The 19,832-nt window shown below is 67.0% G+C and carries 16 protein-coding genes and 1 riboswitch; of the genes, 3 read left to right on the top strand and 13 right to left on the bottom strand.

What is annotated here, in order from left to right; translation table 11 throughout:
- Positions 1–53 precede the first annotated feature (53 nt).
- The 5 genes from GO615_RS20095 to GO615_RS20075 form a co-directional block, all read right to left on the bottom strand.
- Positions 54–1,343 (bottom strand): DUF3422 family protein, encoded by a 1,290-nt coding sequence (locus tag GO615_RS20095; RefSeq protein ID WP_169131337.1) that lies wholly within the window; start codon positions 1,341–1,343, stop codon positions 54–56.
- 113 nt (positions 1,344–1,456) lie between these two features.
- Positions 1,457–2,152, bottom strand: coding sequence for a YiaD family glycine zipper/OmpA-like lipoprotein (locus GO615_RS20090; RefSeq protein ID WP_169131335.1), 696 nt, complete (start codon positions 2,150–2,152; stop codon positions 1,457–1,459).
- Between the two features lie 95 nt (positions 2,153–2,247).
- The gene (locus tag GO615_RS20085) at positions 2,248–4,818 is read right to left on the bottom strand and encodes a putative bifunctional diguanylate cyclase/phosphodiesterase (protein ID WP_169131333.1); all 2,571 of its coding nucleotides are present in this window, start codon (positions 4,816–4,818) and stop codon (positions 2,248–2,250) included.
- A 113-nt stretch (positions 4,819–4,931) separates the two neighbouring features.
- Entirely contained in the window at positions 4,932–5,630 is a 699-nt protein-coding gene (locus GO615_RS20080; protein ID WP_169131331.1) for a hypothetical protein, read from the bottom strand.
- A 113-nt stretch (positions 5,631–5,743) separates the two neighbouring features.
- On the bottom strand, positions 5,744–6,292 hold the full coding sequence (locus GO615_RS20075) for a glutathione peroxidase (RefSeq protein ID WP_169131329.1): 549 nt from the start codon (positions 6,290–6,292) through the stop codon (positions 5,744–5,746).
- Positions 6,293–6,485: 193 nt separating this feature from the next.
- Between GO615_RS20075 and GO615_RS20070 the strand changes: the two genes are divergently transcribed.
- Positions 6,486–8,351 carry a diguanylate cyclase gene (locus GO615_RS20070; RefSeq protein WP_169131327.1) on the top strand — a complete coding sequence of 622 codons (1,866 nt, stop codon included), beginning with the start codon at positions 6,486–6,488 and terminating at the stop codon, positions 8,349–8,351.
- 72 nt (positions 8,352–8,423) lie between these two features.
- Here GO615_RS20070 and GO615_RS20065 read toward each other — a convergent pair whose 3' ends face one another.
- From GO615_RS20065 to pyk, 4 genes are all read right to left on the bottom strand, one after another.
- Positions 8,424–9,095 (bottom strand): hypothetical protein, encoded by a 672-nt coding sequence (locus tag GO615_RS20065; RefSeq protein WP_169131325.1) that lies wholly within the window; start codon positions 9,093–9,095, stop codon positions 8,424–8,426.
- 48 nt (positions 9,096–9,143) lie between these two features.
- Positions 9,144–10,208, bottom strand: coding sequence for a class II fructose-bisphosphate aldolase (gene fba / locus GO615_RS20060; RefSeq protein WP_169131323.1), 1,065 nt, complete (start codon positions 10,206–10,208; stop codon positions 9,144–9,146).
- 135 nt (positions 10,209–10,343) lie between these two features.
- Positions 10,344–11,099, bottom strand: coding sequence for a 5,6-dimethylbenzimidazole synthase (gene bluB, locus GO615_RS20055; RefSeq protein ID WP_169131320.1), 756 nt, complete (start codon positions 11,097–11,099; stop codon positions 10,344–10,346).
- Between the two features lie 45 nt (positions 11,100–11,144).
- A riboswitch (cobalamin riboswitch) is annotated at positions 11,145–11,349 on the bottom strand.
- Positions 11,350–11,387: 38 nt separating this feature from the next.
- On the bottom strand, positions 11,388–12,836 hold the full coding sequence (pyk, locus tag GO615_RS20050) for a pyruvate kinase (protein ID WP_169131318.1): 1,449 nt from the start codon (positions 12,834–12,836) through the stop codon (positions 11,388–11,390).
- Between the two features lie 189 nt (positions 12,837–13,025).
- Here pyk and GO615_RS20045 point away from each other — a divergent pair, with 189 nt between their 5' ends.
- Positions 13,026–13,901 (top strand): cache domain-containing protein, encoded by an 876-nt coding sequence (locus tag GO615_RS20045; RefSeq protein ID WP_169131316.1) that lies wholly within the window; start codon positions 13,026–13,028, stop codon positions 13,899–13,901.
- A 111-nt stretch (positions 13,902–14,012) separates the two neighbouring features.
- The gene (locus tag GO615_RS20040; RefSeq protein ID WP_169131314.1) at positions 14,013–14,261 is read left to right on the top strand and encodes a hypothetical protein; all 249 of its coding nucleotides are present in this window, start codon (positions 14,013–14,015) and stop codon (positions 14,259–14,261) included.
- A 96-nt stretch (positions 14,262–14,357) separates the two neighbouring features.
- Here the strand turns inward: GO615_RS20040 and GO615_RS20035 are convergent, their stop codons facing one another.
- The 4 genes from GO615_RS20035 to GO615_RS20020 form a co-directional block, all read right to left on the bottom strand.
- Positions 14,358–15,542: a phosphoglycerate kinase gene (locus GO615_RS20035; RefSeq protein WP_169131312.1), complete on the bottom strand. Its 1,185-nt coding sequence runs from the start codon at positions 15,540–15,542 to the stop codon at positions 14,358–14,360.
- 65 nt (positions 15,543–15,607) lie between these two features.
- Complete coding sequence (gene gap, locus GO615_RS20030; protein ID WP_169131310.1) at positions 15,608–16,624, bottom strand: type I glyceraldehyde-3-phosphate dehydrogenase; 1,017 nt, start codon at positions 16,622–16,624, stop codon at positions 15,608–15,610.
- A 98-nt stretch (positions 16,625–16,722) separates the two neighbouring features.
- A complete protein-coding gene (gene tkt, locus GO615_RS20025; protein WP_169131308.1) occupies positions 16,723–18,756 on the bottom strand; it encodes a transketolase in 2,034 nt (677 codons plus the stop codon).
- 149 nt (positions 18,757–18,905) lie between these two features.
- Positions 18,906–19,781 carry a phosphoribulokinase gene (locus GO615_RS20020; RefSeq protein WP_169131306.1) on the bottom strand — a complete coding sequence of 292 codons (876 nt, stop codon included), beginning with the start codon at positions 19,779–19,781 and terminating at the stop codon, positions 18,906–18,908.
- Positions 19,782–19,832 lie beyond the last annotated feature (51 nt).

Genomic DNA, 19,832 nt, shown 5'->3' with positions numbered 1-19,832 from the left:
GGTGGATTCGCGGCTGAAGCCGCTCCCACACCGAAAGCGCTCCCGCGCGCCCCTCAGTGCCCGCCTTCCTCGGCGGCGAGCTGGCGGCGCATGCGGCGCAGCCCCAGCGCCACGATCCCCGCAATGACCGGAATCGACACCGCGGTGACGATCTCCGGCGTGGCCGGATGAATGTAGTCCTTCACGCCCTTGGCGAGGTACTGCACCAGCTGCGAGCCGTAATACGTGATCGCGACCACCGACAGCCCCTCCACCGTCTCCTGCAGGCGCAGCTGCAGCTTCGCACGGCGGTTCATTTGGGCGAGCAGCTCCTGGTTCTGGCGCTCGAGCTCGATCTCCACGCGCGTGCGCAGCAGCTGCGAGTTGCGCACGATGCGGCTCGACAGGTCTTCCTGCCGCCGCGCCACCGTCGCGCAGGTGTCGATCGCCGGGGTCAGGCGCCGCTCCATGAATTCGCGTACCGGCGGGTAGCCCTTGACGCGCACCTCGCGCAGGTCGTCGATGCGCTGGCGCACCAGCCGGTAATAGGCGGCCGCCGCGCCGAAGCGGAAGGTCGTGCGCGCCACCGAGCGTTCGACGTGCGCGGCGAGCCGCGTCAGGCGGCCGAGCACCTGGCGCTCGTCCTCCGGCGAGGTCGCCGTGCCCATCGCGTCCATCAGGTCGGCGAGCTCGTCCTCGGCGAGCGCGAGCAGGCGCCCCACTTCCTTCGCGACCGGGAAGGCGAGCAGGGCCATCACGCGGTAGGTCTCGATCTCGAGCAGGCGCTGCACCGTGCGACCGGCCTGGCGCGGGGTCAGCGAGGCGTCGAGGACGAGGAAGCGCGAAAAGCCGTCGGCGATGAGGAAGTCCGTGAAGACCCAGCCCGCGCCGTCCGCGACCTGCGACGCCACCGAGGTCGTGCCCGTCGGCGAGAGCTGCGCGAGCACCGTCTCGGGGGCGACCTCGTCGACGCCGCGCAACTCGACGTGCGTGGCGACCAGCAGCTGGCCGGGGATCTCGCGTCGCCATGCGGCAGGCACGTCGAGCAAGGGGTTGTCGTCGCTTGCGCCGCTGAAGTCGATGCGGCGCACGAAGGTGTAGCTGGTGAACTCGTTGTGGCGTTCCCACTTCAGGCGGAACCCGCCGGCGTCGAGGAAGACGTGGCCCGAGGACGTGTCCGGCGGCGGCAGTTCGAACTGCTCGGCGAGCTGGCGCAGATGATCCGCCTCACGTTCGGCGCTGCCGTCGACGTGCAGGAAGGCAAGATAGGTGACGAACTCCGGTGTCTCCAGCGTCACCGGGGGGCGCGCGTGGACTTCGTCGTTCAGTTTCTGGCGTAGCGGATATTCGTCGAAGAGGGGCATGGCGCGGCAACGAGGTCGAGCGCGCTAGGTTAACGGCCGCGGAGCGATTGCGAAAGCCCCGTCGCGCCGGGCGTGCTGCCGCGGCGGGGCGGGGCGGTTGGGAAGGGAAGTGCTCAATAGCGCGGCGCAGGGGCCGGCTGCATCATGCCCGGCTGCTGTTGGGCCTGTGCCGGTACGATCAGCACTTCCACGCGACGGTTCTGCGCGCGGCCCTGGGGCGTGCCGTTGTCGGCGACGGGGCGCGATGCGCCGTAGCCGACGGCGATCAGCCGGTTCGATTCCACGCCGCGCTGGGCCATGTAGCTGCGCACGGCCTCGGCGCGGTTCTCGGACAGCGTCTGGTTGAAGCTCGCCGAGCCGGTCGAGTCCGTGTGGCCCTCGATCTGCACGACGGTGTCGGGATACTGCTGGATGCTGTGGGAAACGCGCGTCAGTACCGGCTGGAATTGCGGCTTCACGTCGGCGCGGCCGGTGTCGAAAGTGATGTTCTCGGGTGCCTGCAGGCGGATCGTGTCGCCCTGGCGTTGCACTTGCACGCCGGTGCCGGCCATCTGCTGGCGCAATTCGGCTTCCTGCTTGTCCATCTGGCGTCCGACCAGACCGCCGACGGTCGCGCCGATCGCCGCGCCCACCAGGCCGCCCGTCGTGCGGTTGCCCGAACCGGCAACGACGTTGCCGAGGATCGCCCCCGCGCCGGCGCCGATGGCGGCCCCGCGCGCCGTCTGCGCGTTCTCGCCGTAGAAGGGATTCTGTGCGCAGCCGGCGATCGTCAGGACCGACAGGGCCGTGACAACCAATGTTTTTTTCATTATTGCCTCCTGAGTTGAATGGGGAAACGCAGATATTTTGAGCGTGTCCGCCTATCCGGGGTTCCGGGAAGCATAACGAATTGTAAGTGCCGGGCTTAGCTGCCGATGCCGATGGCCTGCTCGATGGACGGTGTCGGGCGCTGGATGTGATAGCCCTGGGCGAGGTCGATCGACTGGTCGATCACCTTGTCCAGCACTTCGGCATCCTCCACATATTCGGCCACCGTGCGGATGCCCAGGTCACGCGCGAGCGCGACGATGCTGCGCACCAGGGCGCGGTCCTTGTCGTTGTGCTTCATGCCGACGATGAAGTCGCCCTCGATCTTGAGGAAATCGATCGGGAAGCGCTTCACGTAGTGGAAGGACGAGAAGCCCGAGCCGAAGTCGTCGATCGCGAGACGGAAGCCTTCGCTGCGCAGGGTGTTGATGAAGCGTTCCAGTAGCGCCATGTTCTTGATCGTCTCGCGCTCGGTGATCTCGAACACGATGCGCGCGGGATCGAAGCCCGATGCGCCGGCAATGCGCCGCGTCTCCTGCACGAAATCGGTGAGCACCAGCGCGCGCGGAGACATGTTGAGGAACAGCAGGCCCTGGTAATCGGCCGCGACGGCGGCCTCGAGCGCGCGCTCCATCAGGATGTAGTCGAGCTTGTGCATCAGGCCCATCTTCTCGGCGATCGCGACGAAGGCGTCGGCGACGAGGATGGAGCCGTCGTCGAGGCGGATGCGCGCGAGCACTTCGAGCGCCTCCACCTTGCCCGTCCTGGGGTCGATGATGGGCTGGTAGTAGGGGATCACCCCGCGCGCCTCGACGGCGGCGAGGATCAGCATGCTCTTCTCGGACAGCGAGCGGAACACCTCGACCACGTCTTGTTCAGTCGGGATCGCCACGCGGCCTTTGCCATCGGCCTTGGCGCGATACATCATGCTGTCGGCGAAGAGGAAGAGGTCCTTGGTCTCGATGGCGTGGTCCGGATAGACCGCCATGCCGACCGACAGCGAGCCGTTCACGCGTGTATTGTCCGGCGTCTCGATCGCCAGCGAGGTGACGGCGTCGATGATGCGCTGGGCGACCTCGATGGTGCCCGCAAGGTCGGTCTCGGGCAGGATCGCGACGAACTCGTCGCCGCCATAGCGCGCCAGCAGGTCGTCCTCGCGGATCGCACGCCGGATGGTCGTCGCGACCTCCTGCAGGAACACGTCGCCGAAGCCGTGGCCGTAGGTGTCGTTCACCGACTTGAAGTTGTCGGCGTCGATCATCAGCAGGCCGAACTTGTAGCCGTGACGGCCCGAGCGCGTCGCCTCGCTGTCCAGCAGTTCCCAGAAGACGCGCTGGTTGTAGAGATTGGTCAGGGGATCGCGCGTCGCGTAGTACTCGAGATCCTTGGTGTACTTGTCGATCGCCTTCACCGAGCCGACCACGTTCAGCAAGGTCGACAGGATGCTCTCGACCACCAGCCAGCGCGTCGTGTCCGCGCCGGCCTGGGCCTGCATGCCGATGCCGACGATGCCGCCGATCTTGGGGGCCTCGACCAGCAGTGACTTCGTCTGCACTTCGATATCGCTGCGCACCAGTTCGGGCGAATTGCGCGAGCTGTCGGCGATGTTGTGCTCGATGCGCACCGCGTAGCCGTCGGCGAAGTAGGGATTGCGGCGCAGCGATTCGCGCACCGTCTCCTCGAACAGCTGCCGGCTCTCGGTCGACGGCGTGTAGCGCCAGAACACCTCGAGGTCGAAGATGTCGTCGCCGGTCTTGAAGATCGAGAACAGCGCATAGGCGGGCATCACCCCGTCGATGTCGATGAGCAGGCGATTCACGTACTCACGCCAGTCCTTGACGACATCGGAGGTGAGGATGAATTTCTCCAGCAGGCGGATCTCGAACTCGAGCATCTCCTTGTCGACGGCCACGCTGCGCACCCGCTCGGTGAGCTGCTTCACTTCGGTGGCGACCGGGCTGAATTCGCTGAAGCCGAAATCAAGCGAGGCCTTTTCGATCTGCTTGAGGTCGGACAGTCGGCTGATGGAGCGTATGTTCTTCGCAAAGCCCGCAATCGCCTTGTCCAGCCGGCGGCGGATATAAATCACCATCAGCAGCGTCGCCACGATCGCCACCGGCACCACCGGGGCGAAGGCGAACATGAACTGGCGCTTGCCGGCGTCGAGGAGCGGCCGGATGTCCTGCCGCACGTCGATCACCCCCAGCACCTCGCCCGGCTTCGCGTTGGTGTGGCATTGGCGGCATTCTGCCTCGGCGCGCAGGGGATTGATGAAGCGCACCTCCGGGCCGTCATCCACGCGCCGGCTCTCGCCGGTCGCGATCACCTCGAGGATCGCGGCATCCATCTCGCGCTGCCGGATCTCGCCGAACAGTTCGGTGACGCGCGGCGCACGATAGATGGCGATCTGGTGCTTGGTCTTGTCCACCGAACGCTCGATCGCGCGGATGAATTCCTCGAGCTGCGTGCGCGTCCAGCCGGTGCGCATCAGCTGGAACATCGACTGGAAGGTCATTTCCGAGAAGGTGTGCGCGTCGCGCATCGCTTCCTCGCGGATCGAGCGCTCGTGGAGGCCGGACACGACGTACTGGGTGGCGAGCGCGAGCGCCGTCGAGAACACGACGGCAGCAGTCAGCAGGAGTCCGCGGATGGTCTTGATCGGAGTCATTGCGTGAGGCGATCCGGGACTTGCACAGGCGCCGCACGCGGTCACTGCCGGGGACCGGTCCGACGCCCGAGGCGAAGTGTAAGAACGCGTAACAAAAAGGAAATTTCCGCGGACTATACTCCCCCGCCCCCGTTACGGAAAGCCTTGTCCCGGGGAGGGGAATCAGTCCCCGCGAGCAGCGTATCGGCCTGCTCGCGGGTGAGGAAGCGGCCGGGCAGCGGGACCAGCCCGGCGACCGCGGCTCGGTAGCGGGCGTAGGCCGTGCCGTGCAGGGCGAGGAGCTTGCGCTCCTCGAGCAGCGAGCCGATCCACAGGTAGGCGGTGATGCACAGCGAGGACGTGAGCCGCGCCGCATCCATGTCGCGCGTCCACAGGATCAGCAGGCCCAGGAAGTACCACGGGTGGCGCACGACGCGGTGCAGCGGCGACAACTGCAGGCGCCCTTCGTCGTGCAGCGGCGGATTGCCGCCCGCGTGCCACTGCGCGAGACCGGAAAAGCTGTTCATGTCGTAATGGCGCGTGGTCCACAGGAAACCCGCCAGGGCGCCCAGCGCGACGGCATTCGCAAGCCACGCGCCGATGCCCGACCATTCCCACAGCAGAGGACCGCGCAGCTCGAAGGTGAGCCACGCGGGGGGCACGAGCAGCAGGCCCGCGATCGCGTTGAAGGCCAGCCGGTAGGCGCGCGCTGCGGCGGGCCAGCGCCGTGCGACGAATTCCTTCGCCGTGAACGAGGCGAGCAGCGAATGGATCACGCCGTACAGCGCCCACGCGGCGACGAGGGTGGCGAGCTGCACGGCGGAAGGTGACATGGGCGGCCCCGGCGGTGTCTCATGCGGGCGGATCCCGCGGCGAGCGGGATGATGTCACGAATGCCCGCCCCGGTCATCGGCCGCCGGGCAGGGCGCCGCAGGATCCTTTCCGCCTAAAGCGCGCGCTCGATCGCCTCGCGCACCTCGCGCGAGTCCGGCTCGACCCGGCTCGGGAACGCTGCGATCACCTTGCCGTTGCGATCCACCACGTACTTGTGGAAGTTCCAGCGCGGGGCGCCGGATTGTCGCGCCAGTTCACGGAACACCGGGTGGGCGCCGTCGCCGCGGACGCCGATCGGCGCGAACATGTCGAAGCTCACCCCGTAGTTCACGAAGCACACCTGCGCGGCCTCCGCCTCGTTGGCGGCTTCCTGGCGAAAGTCGTTCGAAGCGAAGCCGACGACCTTCAGGCCGCGGTCCGTGTATGCCTTGTGCACCGCTTCGAGGGCCTTGAACTGTCCCGTGAAGCCGCAGTGGCTGGCGGTGTTGACGATCAGCAGCGGCTTGCCCCCATAACGCTGGCGCAGGTTGACGACTTCGTCGGAATGCAGTCGGCGCAGGGAGTGATCCAGGTAGGCAAGTCCGTCGGCCGGGCCGGCCGCAGTCGCGCCGAGGGGGAGGAACAGGGCGGCACACGCCGCCGCGAGGAATGCGCGGATCATCTTCTTCTCGCTGTCTGGGGCTGGGGTGCGAGTGTGACCGCCAAGGCGGCTTCGAGTTCGCCGCGCATCGGTCCGGGCAATGCCACGAGCAAGCCCGACTACCCCTTTCGTCGGGTGTTACAAAGCTTTTCCGGGCATAATTGCACCCCGGCGAAATAAACAAGCGGGGGCGTCGCGTACCCTCGGAGTCCGAATGAATCTGAATCGTAAGATGACCCTGCTGTTCGGCGGCATCGCGGTGGGAACACTCGTGCTGCTCATCCTGATCAGCCTCTATGCCTTCCGCAGCTATTCGATTGCCTCCTCGACCGCGCATGTGCGCACGGCCGCGGAAATCGTGCGCGTCCATCTGACCGAGGCGATGATCCAGGGCGTCATCGACAAGCGCGAGCAGTTCCTCAATCGCCTGGTCGAGGTCCAGGGCTTGCGCACCGCGCGAGTCGTGCGCTCGTCGCATGTGAATGAGCAGTTCGGCGCCGGCATGAACCGCGAAATGAACGCCGACGAAATCGAGAAACTCGTGCTCGCCGACGGCCAGCCCCGCTACGAGATCCGCGACGAGGCCGGCGATTCGGTGTTCCGCGGCACCATCCCGTTCGCCGCCTCCTCGAGCGGCAAGCCCAACTGCCTGCAGTGCCACAAGGTCAACGAGGGCACGGTGCTCGGCGCGGTGACCATGGAGCTGTCGCTCACCGAACTCAAGGCGAAGGCGCTCATGACCGTGACCTGGATCAGCATCACGATGGCCATGTTCGCGGCGCTGTCCATCGTGCTCGCGCGGCGCCTGATCCTGCCCGTGGGGTCCACCGCACAGGCCGTGGAGCGCGCGGTGCAGCGCGCCCTGAAGGGCGATTTCAAGGGGCGCGTGGAGAAGCGCACCGACGACGAGATCGGCCAGATCGCGAGCGAAACAAACAGCCTGCTCGCCTTCCTCGACGACGGCCTCGCGCGCATCAGCCAGCGCGTCGTGCAGCTCACCGGCCGCACCCTGAGGCAGGACGACAACCAGCTCGAGGTCGCGATCGACATGGTCAATGGCCTCGCCGACGCCTCCAGCTTCAAGCAGGCGATCGAGGAGGACGAGACCAAGTCCGAGATCTTCGACCGCTTCGGGCGCGTGCTGACCGACCAGTTCGGCGTGCGCGAATTCTCCATCTACGAGACGTCCGGGCCGAAGCAGCTGGAACCCTTCATGGTCGATGGCGTGCAGGGCAGTCCGTGCCGCTGGTGCGATCCGCAGATCCTCGTGCGCAGCGACATGTGCCGCGCCAAGCGCTCCGGCCATACCGTCGACGGGCTCACCCAGCCGGGCATCTGCTATGCGTTCAAGCAGCCCGAGGAAGCGGGCGAGACGCGGCGCCACTACTGCGTGCCGATCATGCAGTCCGGCTCGGTGGGCAGCATCGTCCAGCTCGTGGTGCGCGAATCCGAGGCCGCGCGCTTCCACGCGCAGGTCCCGTACGTGAACGTCTACGTGCGCGAGATGGCGCCCGTGCTCGAGGCCAAGCGCCTCACCGAGACGCTGCGCGAGTCTTCGCTGCGCGATGCGATGACCGGACTGAACAACCGGCGCTTCCTCGAGGAATACGTCGACACCCTGGTCGCCACCGCGCGTCGGCGCAAGACCGAGCTGGCCATCCTGGTGCTGGACATCGACTACTTCAAGATGGTCAACGACACCTACGGCCACGATGCCGGCGACGCCGTGCTGAAATCCCTGGCTGCCGTGCTGCGGACCTCGGTGCGGGCGTCCGACATGGTCATCCGTTTCGGTGGCGAGGAGTTCCTCATCGTCCTGCAGGAAACCGAGGCCGAGAACGCGCTGCGTGTCGCCGAGAACATCCGCGCCACGGTCGAGGGCCTGAAGATCCAGATCGGCGGCGCCGTACTGCAGAAGACGATCTCGATCGGCGTCGCGATGTTCCCCGAGGACAGCCAGACCTTCTGGCAGGCCGTGAAGTTTGCCGACGTGGCCCTCTACCGCGCGAAGGAAGACGGGCGCAACCGCGTCGTGCGCTTCAGGCCCGAGATGTGGGAAGGGCACGCCGACTCGTACTGAGCGGCGCCAAGCGGCAGAATTGCCCGGGATCGCCCGCCGCGCGGCGGGCGGGCCCTCAACTGCAGGGCGGGATCAGCCGCCCTTCTGCCAGAGGGCGACCAGGGCGTCGCGGTGCGCCGCGAGCTCTCCGAGCGCCACCTCGATCACAGGGCCGCTCAGCGTGTGTCCGGCACAGGCGCCGCGCAGGCGGACTTCCGAACCCTGGATGGCCACCACCAGCCCGTCCTGATTGGCCTGCAAGCGGCTCTGGCGGTCTTGCTCGCTGACCAGCACGCTGCCGTTGGTGAGGTTCAGCCGTGCGGCGAGGGTGGCGTCCTTGCCGGAACTCAGGCGCGCCCCGACCACGCAGGGCACCATGCGGAATTCACCCGCGAGCGCGAGGGCATGGCGCCGCAGGAAGCGCCCGCGCTCGGCGTCGGCGAGGGGCACGCGCCCGGCCGAGCGGCGCGCAAGCTGATCGAGTTCGTCGTCGGTGAGATGCGGGCCGGCGGCGACGAGCTCCGCGCGCGGAACCGACGTCGCGGCGGTGTTCAGCACGTCGAGGTGATGGTGGTGGGAAAGCACCGCGACGCCCGCCTTCGCGAGCTGCTTTGCCGTCACCGTCGGCATTCCCTGCAGCACCATGGCGCCGAGGAGTTCCTGCACGGCCTTGCACAGCTTCTCGTGACTGGCGTCAACGAAAGCGGCGGGCGCCTCGAGTTCGAACTCGAAGCTGACCGTGAGCTTCAGGTTGGGCTTGGACATGGTTGCGCGGGTGGGCGCCGCGCCCGAAGGCGCGGGCCCGTCCGGGGCTTAGCGGACGACCTGGGTGAGCTCGCCGGACTTGTAGCGCGCGGCGATCTTTTCCAGCGACATGGGCTTGATGCGGCTGGCCTGGCCGGCGCAGCCGAAGGCCTCGAAGCGGGCCTTGCACACCAGCTTCGCGGCTTCGCGGGCCGGCTTGAGGAATTCGCGCGGATCGAACTTGGACGGGTTCTCGAACAGGAACTTGCGCACGGCGCCCGTCATCGCGAGGCGGATGTCGGTGTCGATGTTGATCTTGCGCACGCCGAACTTGATCGCGGTCTGGATCTCCTCGACTGGCACGCCGTAGGTTTCCTTCATGTCGCCGCCGTACTGGCGGATGATCTCGAGCAGTTCCTGCGGCACGCTCGACGAGCCGTGCATCACGAGGTGGGTGTTCGGCAGGCGTGCGTGGATCGCCTTGATGCGGTCGATCGCGAGGATGTCGCCGGTGGGTTTGCGCGTGAATTTGTAGGCGCCGTGGCTCGTGCCGATCGCGATCGCCAGCGCGTCGCAGTCGGTCTGCTTGACGAAGTCGGCCGCCTGGTCCGGATCGGTGAGCAGCATCGAGTGGTCCAGCGTTCCTTCCGCACCGACGCCGTCCTCTTCGCCGGCCTGACCGGTCTCGAGCGAGCCGAGGCAGCCCAGTTCGGCCTCCACGGTCACGCCGATGGCGTGCGAGAACTTCACCACCTCGCGGCTCACCGCGACGTTGTACTCATAGGAGGACGGCGTCTTGCCGTCTTCCAGCAGCGACCCGTCCATCATCACGCTGGAGAAGCCCGAACGAATCGCGCCCATGCAGATCGCCGGCGACTGGCCGTGATCCTGGTGCATCACGACGGGGATCTGCGGATAGGCCTCGACGGCGGCATCGATCAGGTGGCGCAGGAAGGCCTCGCCGGCGTACTTCCGTGCGCCGGCCGACGCCTGCATGATCACCGGGCTGTCGCACTCGGCCGCGGCTTCCATGATCGCCTGGACCTGCTCGAGGTTATTGACGTTGAACGCCGGCAAACCGTAGCCGTTTTCGGCGGCGTGATCGAGCAGCTGGCGCATGGAAACGAGGGGCATTGTCCTTCTCCGGTATCAAGTGCGGGCACGCGAAGCGTGCCGGGTTGCGAATTGGCTCGCATTTTAGCGTTTGTTGGGCGGCAGCGGGTCCGGCGAAGGAAACGGCATGCAAATACCCGCCGCCGCGTCGTGTCGTCAGAGCGGCGGCAGGCCCCGCGCGGCGAGCGCCTGGGCAGCGCGCAGCTCCGCGCGCAGCGACTCGGCGTCCGCGTGCTCGCCGCCCCAGCCGTCGAAATGCACCAGCTCGTCGAGCGGCAGGCGCTGACGCCAGCCGGCTGTCTGCAGTTCGGGCTGGTCGAAAAAGTGACTGACGTGGCCGATGCACAGGTAGGCGACCGGCATCACGCGCTCGGGCAGCGACAGGATCTCGCGGATCGCCGACTGACGGAAGATGCTCACCCAGCCCACGCCCAGTCCTTCTGCACGGGCAGCGAGCCACAGGTTCTGCACCGCGCACACCGAGCTGTAGAGATCCATCGCCTTGATGTGCGTGCGGCCGATCACGACAGGGCCGGCGCGGTCGCGGTCGCAGGTGATGCACAGGTTGATCGGCGCTTCGAGGATGCCCTGCAGGCGCAGGCCGGAATACACCTCGCGCTGCTTGCCCTCGAACATCTGTGCGGCTTCGGCGTTGGCGAGCGTGAAGGCGTCGTGCACGCGCTGCTTCACGGCTTGGTCGCGCACGAGGACGAAGCTCCACGGCTGCATGAAGCCCACCGACGGGGCGAAGTGTGCGGCGGTGAGAATGCGGGCGAGCATGTCGTCGGCGACCGGCTCGGGCAGGAACTGTCCGCGCACGTCGCGCCGCGCGAGGATGTTGCGATACACGGCGGCGCGCTCGGCGTCGTCGAACTGGTGGTGGGCCTGGTGGCCGGGCGTGGCGGTCTTCATCGATTCCCCTTGTGAAGCGCAGTGGACGGCGAACGGACCAGTCCGCCGTTGTTCTGCCTCCCGGCCGGTCTTCTGACTCGGGTTCGTCCCGCGCCGCGCCTTCCCGACCCGCGGGTCAGTGGCATCTTGCGGCGGCGGTCCCCCTCACAGCGCTGGGCACGTTGCGGAATCGCGGTGCTGCCGGCAGCACCGCCTCACCGCATTCCCGATTCTCCCGCGGATCGCGGGCACCGGGAGGCGTCATGGAAAGCCTGCCAGTCTAGCAGTCGTGGCGCGAGCGCTGCACGCTCACTGCTCGTTCAGGTGCGGCGCGGGATGCTCGCCTACGCGCACGATCTTGAGCGTGTTCGTGCCGCCGGAGGCGCCGATCGGTTCTCCGATCGTCAGCACGATCAGGTCGCCGTGCTCGACGACGCCCTGGTCGAGCAGGATCTGTTCGGCTTCCCATAGCAGCAGGTCACGATCCTGGTGCGTCTGCGACATCAGCAGCGGGAATACCTCGCGGTACAGCGTCATCTGGTTGCGGGCCGCGGTTTCCGGTGTCAGCGCGTAGATCGGCACGCCGCTGTTGAGGCGGCTCATCCACAGCGCGGTCGAGCCCGTCTGAGTGAGCGAGGCGATGGCCTTGACCTTGAGGTGCCAGGCCGTCCAGATCGCCGCCATCGCGATCGACTGGTCGATGCGGGTGAATACGCGGTCGAGCACCTCGCGGTCGAGCGTGACCTCGGCGGACTTTTCCGCCTCCAGGCACACGCGGCTCATCGCCTCGACGACATCGACCGGATATTTGCCCGATGCGGTCTCCGCCGACAGCATCACGGCGTCGGTGCCGTCCAGCACCGCGTTGGCGACGTCCGACACTTCCGCGCGTGTCGGCACGGGGCTGCCGATCATGGATTCCATCATCTGCGTCGCGGTGATGGTGAGCTTGTTGCGGTCTCGCGCGGCGCGGATCATCTTCTTCTGCAGCGCCGGGACGGCCGCGTCACCCACCTCGACCGCGAGGTCGCCGCGGGCGACCATGATGCCGTCGGAGGCGTCGAGGATCTCGTCGAGGTTGGCGACCGCCTCGGTGCGCTCGATCTTCGCGATCAGCAGGGCCTCGCTGCCCGCGGCGCGCAGGAGCTGCTGCGCCATGTACATGTCGGCGGCGCTCTTGGGGAAGGAGACGGCCACGAAGTCGACGCCGATGAGGGCGGCGGTCTTGATGTCGTCCATGTCCTTCGCGGTCAGCGCCGGTGCGGTGAGGCCGCCGCCCTGGCGGTTGATGCCCTTGTTGTTGGACAGCTCGCCGCCGACGCGCACGGCGGTGTGGATCTCCGCGCCGACGACGCGATTGACCACCAGCTTGATGCGGCCGTCGTCGAGCAGCAGGACGTCGCCCGGCTTCACGTCCCTGGGCAGGTTCTTGTAGTCGAGGCCGACGCGCGTGGTGTCGCCCAGCTCGCAGTGCGCGTCGAGGATGAAGTCCGCATCCTTGTGCAGATGCACCCGGTCGCCGGCGAACCTGCCGACGCGGATCTTGGGACCCTGCAGGTCGGCGAGGATGCCCACAGGCCGGCCCGCACGTGCCGAGGCCTCGCGGATCGCGGTGGCACGCGCGATGTGGTCGTCGGCCTTGCCGTGCGAAAAATTCATGCGCACGACATCGATCCCCGCATGCACCATGCGTTCCAGGACTTGCGGATCGGACGAGGCCGGACCCAGGGTGGCGACGATCTTCGTGTGGCGCGGCATGTTGTCTCCGTGTCGATATGCATCCAAGAACACGATTCTACCTGCGCGCGGCCGGGCGACGGGACCGGCGGGTGAGGATTTGCGTCGCGCAGGATGCATATGCCTTGTGCGCACTTCAGGTACTCGACAGAAGCTGTAGCTTCCTATAGTTTTGTCTTCATCAATTTAATCCGTGGACCCGCGAACGCCATGAAACTCGCCCCTGTCGCTTCCTTGTGTGCACTCGTCATGTTGGCGCTGCCGGTTCCGGCGGCCGAACCGGTTCCTGCGACGGCGGTGGGAGGACTCGTGCAGCGCGCCGACGAGAATCGCAGCATGCGCCTGCTCAACAAGGCCGTGGCGCGTTTCCGCGAGGCCGGCGACGCGGCGTTCGACGAGTTCAACAACGCGCCGCAGTTCAAGGACCGCGAGCTGTATGTGTACGTCCTGGGCATGGATGGCACCATGCTCGCGAGCGGCGGCTCTTCGGTGGCGCTGGTCGGGCGCAACGTCGCGACCATGCAGGATGCCGCCGGCAAGCCCTTCTTCCGCGAGATGCTCGACACGGCGGCGAAAAGCGGCGAGGGCCGCGTCGAGTATCGCTGGATGAATCGTGCCGACAAGCGCGAGGAGCTGAAGGTGACGCTGTTCCGCAAGGTCGGCGAGCGCATCATCGCCGTCGGCTACTACATCCCGCGAGCGACCCCCGCGCAGGCGAAGGACCTGCTGGAGCGTGCCGTTGCGGCGGTGAAGGAAAAGGGGCAACAGGCCGCGCTCGCAGCCTTCAATGCGCTCGACGGCGGATTCATGCAGGACGACCTCTACGTGTTCGCGATCGACCTGAACTCGCAGCGTTTCCTCGCGCATGGCGCGATGCCCAAGCTGGTCGGCAGTGATGGCCACGATCTGCGCGATCCAAAGGGCAAGGCGATCGTCGCCGACATGGTCAACATCGTCAGCCGCAAGGGCGAGGGGGAACTCGACTACGCGTGGCGCAATCCGGTCACCGACAAGCTGGAGAGCAAGCACTCGTTCATCCGGCGGGTGGACGGCATGCTGGTCGGTGTCGGCTACTACACGCGCTGACGCATCCGGTTGACTTCCGACAATATCCGACACCGGGCGATCCGCGAGAATGCACCTCCGCCGGATGCATTGCCGCCCGGCGAATGATCACTCCTGAAGGATGAAGCGCCCATGATCGACGACGTTACCCGCTCCCTGCTCGACAGCCTGCCGCGCGGCGGCAGCTACGACCTTTCGGTCGCTCACGATCCCGCGAGCGACATGCATGCGCTGACCATCGTGATCGACGGCCAGAGTTTCCAGCCGGGGATCGGTTACGAGAGCAGTGACGATTTCGAGTTCGACCGCGACCAGATTGCCAACTACCTCGTCACACGCAAGCAGAAGTGCGGCGGCTGCGGGAGCTGCAGCTGCGGCTGAGCGCAGGCGCGGCGCAGGAAGCGAAACGGCCACCCGCGGGTGGCCGTTTCCTTGTTGGGCCCGGATCGCCCGGGCCCAACTTGCACGAAGGCGTCCTCAGTCGTTGAAGCGCGCCTCGAGCGCCGCGATCGCCGGCAGCGTCTTGCCTTCGAGGAACTCGAGGAAGGCGCCGCCGCCGGTCGAGATGTAGCCGACGTCCTGGGCGATATGGAACTTCGCAATCGCCGCCAGCGTGTCGCCGCCGCCTGCGATGCAGAAGGCGTCGGAGTGGGCGATGGCCGAGGCCATCATCTTCGTGCCGCCGGCGAACTGGTTATGTTCGAACACCCCGACCGGGCCGTTCCACACGATGGTGCCGGCGTGGGCGATGATGTCGGCGAGCTTTGCCGAGGTCTTCGGACCGACGTCGAGGATGCGGTCGTGCGGGCCGACTTCCTCGACCGGGATGCGGTTCGCGCGCGCCAGCGCGGAGACTTCGTCGGCGACGACGACGTCGACCGGCAGCGGCACTTCGGCGCCGCGTGCCTTCATGATGTCCATGACGGCCTGCGCTTCCTTGACCAGCTCGGGCTCGGCGAGCGAGTCGCCGATGCGGTGGCCCGAAGCGAGCAGGAAGGTGTTGGCGATGCCGCCGCCGACGATGAGCTGGTCGACCTTCTGGGCCAAGGTCTTCAGGATGGTCAGCTTGCTCGACACCTTCGCGCCGCCGACGATGGCGACGAGCGGACGGGCGGGGTTTTCGGTGGCCTTGGAGAGCGCGTCGATCTCGGCGCCCATCAGCATGCCGGCGCAGGCGACCGGGGCGAAGCGGGCGATGCCGTGCGTCGTTGCCTCGGCGCGGTGGGCGGTGCCGAAGGCGTCATTGACGTAGATGTCGCACAGCGCGGCCATCTTCTTCGCCAGCTCCTCGTTGTCCTTCTTCTCGCCCTTGTTGCATCGGCAGTTCTCGAGCAGGACGACCTCGCCCGGCTTCACTTCGAAGCCGCCGTCGACCCAGTCGCGGATCAGGCGCACGGGCTTGCTGAGCAACTCGCCCAGGCGCACGGCGATGGGGGCGAGCGTGTCCTCGGCGCGCACTTCGCCTTCGGTCGGGCGGCCCAGGTGCGAGGTCACCATCACCGCGGCACCGTTATCGAGGCAGTACTTGATCGAGGGCAGCGAGGCGCGGATGCGGGTGTCCTCGACGATGTTGCCCGCCTCGTCCTGCGGCACGTTGAGGTCGGCGCGGATGAAGACGCGCTTGCCGGCGACGTTGAGGTCGACGAGTTTCTTGACTTGCATGGATTCCTTCCCGATGTGAAAACGCCCCGCAGGGCAGGGCGTCGGATTGCTTTGGCGCGGGTGTATTACTTCGCGTTGTGGAACACGCGGGCTGCGTCGAGCATGCGGCAGGAATAGCCCCACTCGTTGTCGTACCAGGCCAGCACCTTGACGAGGTTGCCGTCCATCACGCGCGTCTGCGTCGCATCGAAGATCGAGGAGTGCGAGTCGTGGTTGAAGTCCATCGACACCAGCGGATCCTCATTGACGGCCAGCACGCCCTTCAGCGGGCCCTTGGCGGCTTCCTTCATCAGCGCGTTGATCTCTTCCTTGGAGGTCGCACGGCTGGCGGTGAAGGTGAGGTCGACCAGCGAGACGTTCATCGTCGGCACGCGCAGCGCGAAGCCGTCGAACTTGCCCTTCAGCGCGGGCAGCACCAGGCCCACGGCCTTGGCGGCACCGGTCTTGGTCGGGATGATGTTCTGCGCGGCGGCACGGGCGCGGCGCAGGTCCTTGTGGCGCACGTCGACCAGTACCTGGTCGTTGGTGTAGGCGTGCACGGTGGTCATCAGGCCCTTCTCGATGCCGATGTTGTCCTGCAGCACCTTCGCGACCGGGGCGAGGCAGTTGGTCGTGCACGAGGCGTTGGACACGACGGTCATCGCCGAGGTCAGCACCTCGTCGTTCACGCCGTAGACGATGGTCGCATCGACGTCGTCGCCGCCCGGGGCGGAGATCAGCACCTTCTTCGCGCCCTGCTTGAGCAGCACTTCGGCCTTGGCCTTGGCGGTGTAGGCACCGGTGCACTCGAGCAGCACGTCGACACCCAGGTCGCCCCAGTTCACGCCCAGCGGATCCTTGGTCGAGAAGAAGGGGATGCGGTCGCCATTGACGATCATGAGGTTGTCGCCTTCGGTCTCGACCGGGAAGGCGAAACGACCGTGGGTCGTGTCGTACTTCGTCAGGTGGGCGTTGGTCGCCAGGTCGCCGGAGGCGTTGATCGCGACGATCTCGAACTGGTCGCGCAGACCGAGTTCGTAGAGCGCGCGCAGCGTGCAGCGACCGATGCGGCCGTAGCCGTTGATGGCGAGTTTGATGGTCATCGAGGGTTCTCCCGGAGCAATGATACGAACAGCACAATCCGATGGTCGGCGCCGCGGACTGCCGGCGCCGACTGCGCCGGGAGCGCGGCGACGACGTCTTACTTCACGATCTGCTTCACGGCCTCAGCGACCGCGTCGGCAGTGATGCCGAAATACTTGAACAGCTCGCCGGCAGGGGCGGACTCGCCGAAACGGTCGAGGCCGATCACCGCGCCTTCGAGGCCGACGTACTTGCGCCAGCCGTCGGTGACGCCTGCTTCGACGGCGACGCGCGGCACGCCCGCGGGCAGCACTTCAACCTGATACGCGCGCTCCTGGCGGTCGAAGACGTTGGTCGAGGGCATCGACACGACGCGCACGGCGATGCCGGCTTCGGCGAGCGACTTCTGTGCCGCGACGGCGAGCGCGACTTCGGAGCCCGTCGCGATGATCACGGCTCTGGGCGCGCCGCCCACGGCTTCCGACAAGACGTAGCCGCCGCGACGGATCGCCGCGATCTGTTCGGCCGAGCGCGCCTGGAAGGGCAGGTTCTGGCGCGAGAAGAGCAGCGAGCTCGGGCCGTCCTTGCGCTCGATCGCGTGTGCCCAGGCCACGGCCGATTCGGTCGTGTCGCAGGGGCGCCACACGTCCATGTTGGGGATCAGGCGCAGCGTCGCGGTCTGCTCGACCGGCTGGTGCGTCGGGCCGTCCTCGCCGAGGCCGATCGAGTCGTGCGTGAACACGAACAGCTGACGCACCTTCATCAGCGCGGCCATGCGCAGGGCGTTGCGCGCATATTCGCTGAACATCAGGAAGGTGGCGGTGTAGGGGATCAGGCCGCCGTGCAGGCTGATGCCGTTTGCGATCGCGGCCATGCCGAATTCGCGCACGCCGTAGTAGATGTAGTTGCCGCCGGCTTCCCTGGTGACGCCCTTCGCGCCCGACCACAGCGTCAGGTTGGAGCCGGCGAGGTCGGCCGAGCCGCCGACGAGTTCGGGCAGCTTGGGCGCGAAGGCCTCGATGCTGTTCTGGCTCGCCTTGCGCGTGGCGATGGTCTCGGCCTTGTCGACGATTTTCGCGATCACCGCGTCGATGTGCGCCGACCAGTCGGCAGGCAGCTCGCCAGCCATGCGGCGCTTGAATTCTGCGGCTTCGGCGGGGAAGGCCTGGGCGTAGGCGGCGAAGCGCTGGTCCCAGCCCGCCTCGAGGGCAGCGCCCTTGTCGCGCGCATTCCACGCCGCGTAGACCTCGGCCGGGATCTCGAACGGCGCGTGGGTCCAGCCGATGTGCTCGCGCGTCGCGGCGATCTCGGCAGCGCCCAGCGGCGCGCCATGCACGTCGTGGCTGCCCTGCTTGTTGGGGGCACCCGCGCCGATCACGGTCTTGCAGCAGATCAGCGTCGGTTGCGTGGTGTTGGCCTGGGCAGCGCGGATGGCGGCGTCGATCTCGGCCGCATCATGACCCTGCACGTCGGCGATGACCTGCCAGCCGTAGGCTTCGAAGCGCTTGGGCGTGTCGTCGGTGAACCAGCCTTCGACGTGGCCGTCGATGGAGATGTTGTTGTCGTCGTAGAAGGCGATCAGCTTGCCCAGGCCCAGCGTGCCGGCGAGCGAGCAGGCTTCGTGCGAGATGCCTTCCATGAGGCAACCGTCGCCGAGGAAGACGTAAGTGTGGTGGTCGACGATCGCGTGGCCGGGGCGGTTGAACTCGGCGGCGAGCATCTTCTCTGCGAGCGCCATGCCCACGGCGTTGGTGATGCCCTGGCCGAGCGGGCCGGTGGTCGTCTCTACGCCGGGGGTGTAGCCGTATTCGGGGTGGCCCGGGGTCTTGCTGTGCAGCTGGCGGAAGCGCTTGAGCTCCTCGATCGGCAGGTCGTAGCCGGTGAGGTGCAGCAGTGCGTAGATCAGCATCGAGCCGTGGCCGTTCGAGAGCACGAAGCGGTCGCGGTCGGCCCACTTCGGATTCGCGGGGTTGTGGCGCAGATGATGGCGCCACAGCACTTCGGCGATCTCGGCCATGCCCAGCGGGGCGCCCGGGTGGCCGGAGTTGGCCTGCTGGACGGCATCCATTGCCAGGGCGCGGATCGCGCCGGTGACGGGATTGAAGACCGGGGGCCGCACGTTGCGCGGGTTCTCGTTGCGGGCTGCCTGCATGGATCTCTCGGGCCTGGTGGCCGGCTGGGAAAAGCGCGGATTATCGCCGAAAAAGGGGGCGCTTGGGTAGCGCCTGCTGCACTGCAAAACGCACACAAACCCCTGTGCGTTCAGGTCAAATGTCGCTCCGGGGCGCGTCCCGCAAGGCGTCAGATCGCTTCGCGCCGGCGCTCCATGAGTTTCCAGATCAGCGGCGTGAGGATGAGCTGCATCGCCAGGTCGAGCTTGCCGCCGGGAATCACGATGCTGTTCGCGCGCGACATGAAGGCATCGTGGATCATGCGCAGCAGGTAGGGGAAGTCGACGCCGCGCGGGTCCTTGAAGCGGATCACCACCATCGACTCGTCGAGCGTGGGCACTTCGCGCGCGATGAAGGGGTTGGAGGTGTCGACGACCGGAACGCGCTGGAAGTTGATGTGCGTGCGCGAGAACTGCGGGACGATGTAATGCACGTAGTCGTGCATGCGCCGCAGGATCGTGTCCTGCACCGCCTCGGGCGAGTAGCCACGCTCGCGCGTGTCGCGGTGCAGCTTCTGGATCCATTCGAGGTTGATCGTCGGTGCGACACCGATCAGGAGATCGACGTGGCGGGCGACATCGACCTTGTCCGTTACGAGGGCGCCGTGCAATCCCTCGTAGAACAGGCAGTCGGTGCCGACCGGGAGATCCTCCCACTCGGAAAAGCTCCCCATCGGAAGGCCGGTGCGTGCGGCGCGTTCGGCATCATGGATGTAGCTGCGGTGCCGTCCCGTGGCGGACTTGCCGTAGGCGCGGAACAAGGCTTCGAGCTCTTCGACGAGGTTCGCTTCGGGGCCGAAATGGCTGATGCCCCGCCGGCCCGCCCGCTCGGCTTCCTCGATCAGCTTGGTCATCTCCTCGCGCGTGTAGCGATGGAAGCTGTCGCCCTCGACGATGGCCGCATTCACGTTCTCGCGATGGAAGATCGCCTCGAAGGTGTGTTTGACCGTCGTGGTGCCGGCGCCCGACGAGCCGGTGACGGCGATGATGGGGTGTTTGGTCGACATGGTGGTGGCCGTTGCGATGGGGGCGTGGGTGCGCGGCGCTCAGGCGTCGGC

The organism is Aromatoleum evansii (assembly GCF_012910805.1).
In the GTDB taxonomy this organism is placed as follows: Bacteria; Pseudomonadota; Gammaproteobacteria; order Burkholderiales; family Rhodocyclaceae; genus Aromatoleum; species Aromatoleum evansii.
Note: the sequence above shows the minus strand (reverse complement) of the source record. Positions and strands in the feature narration are given on the sequence as shown.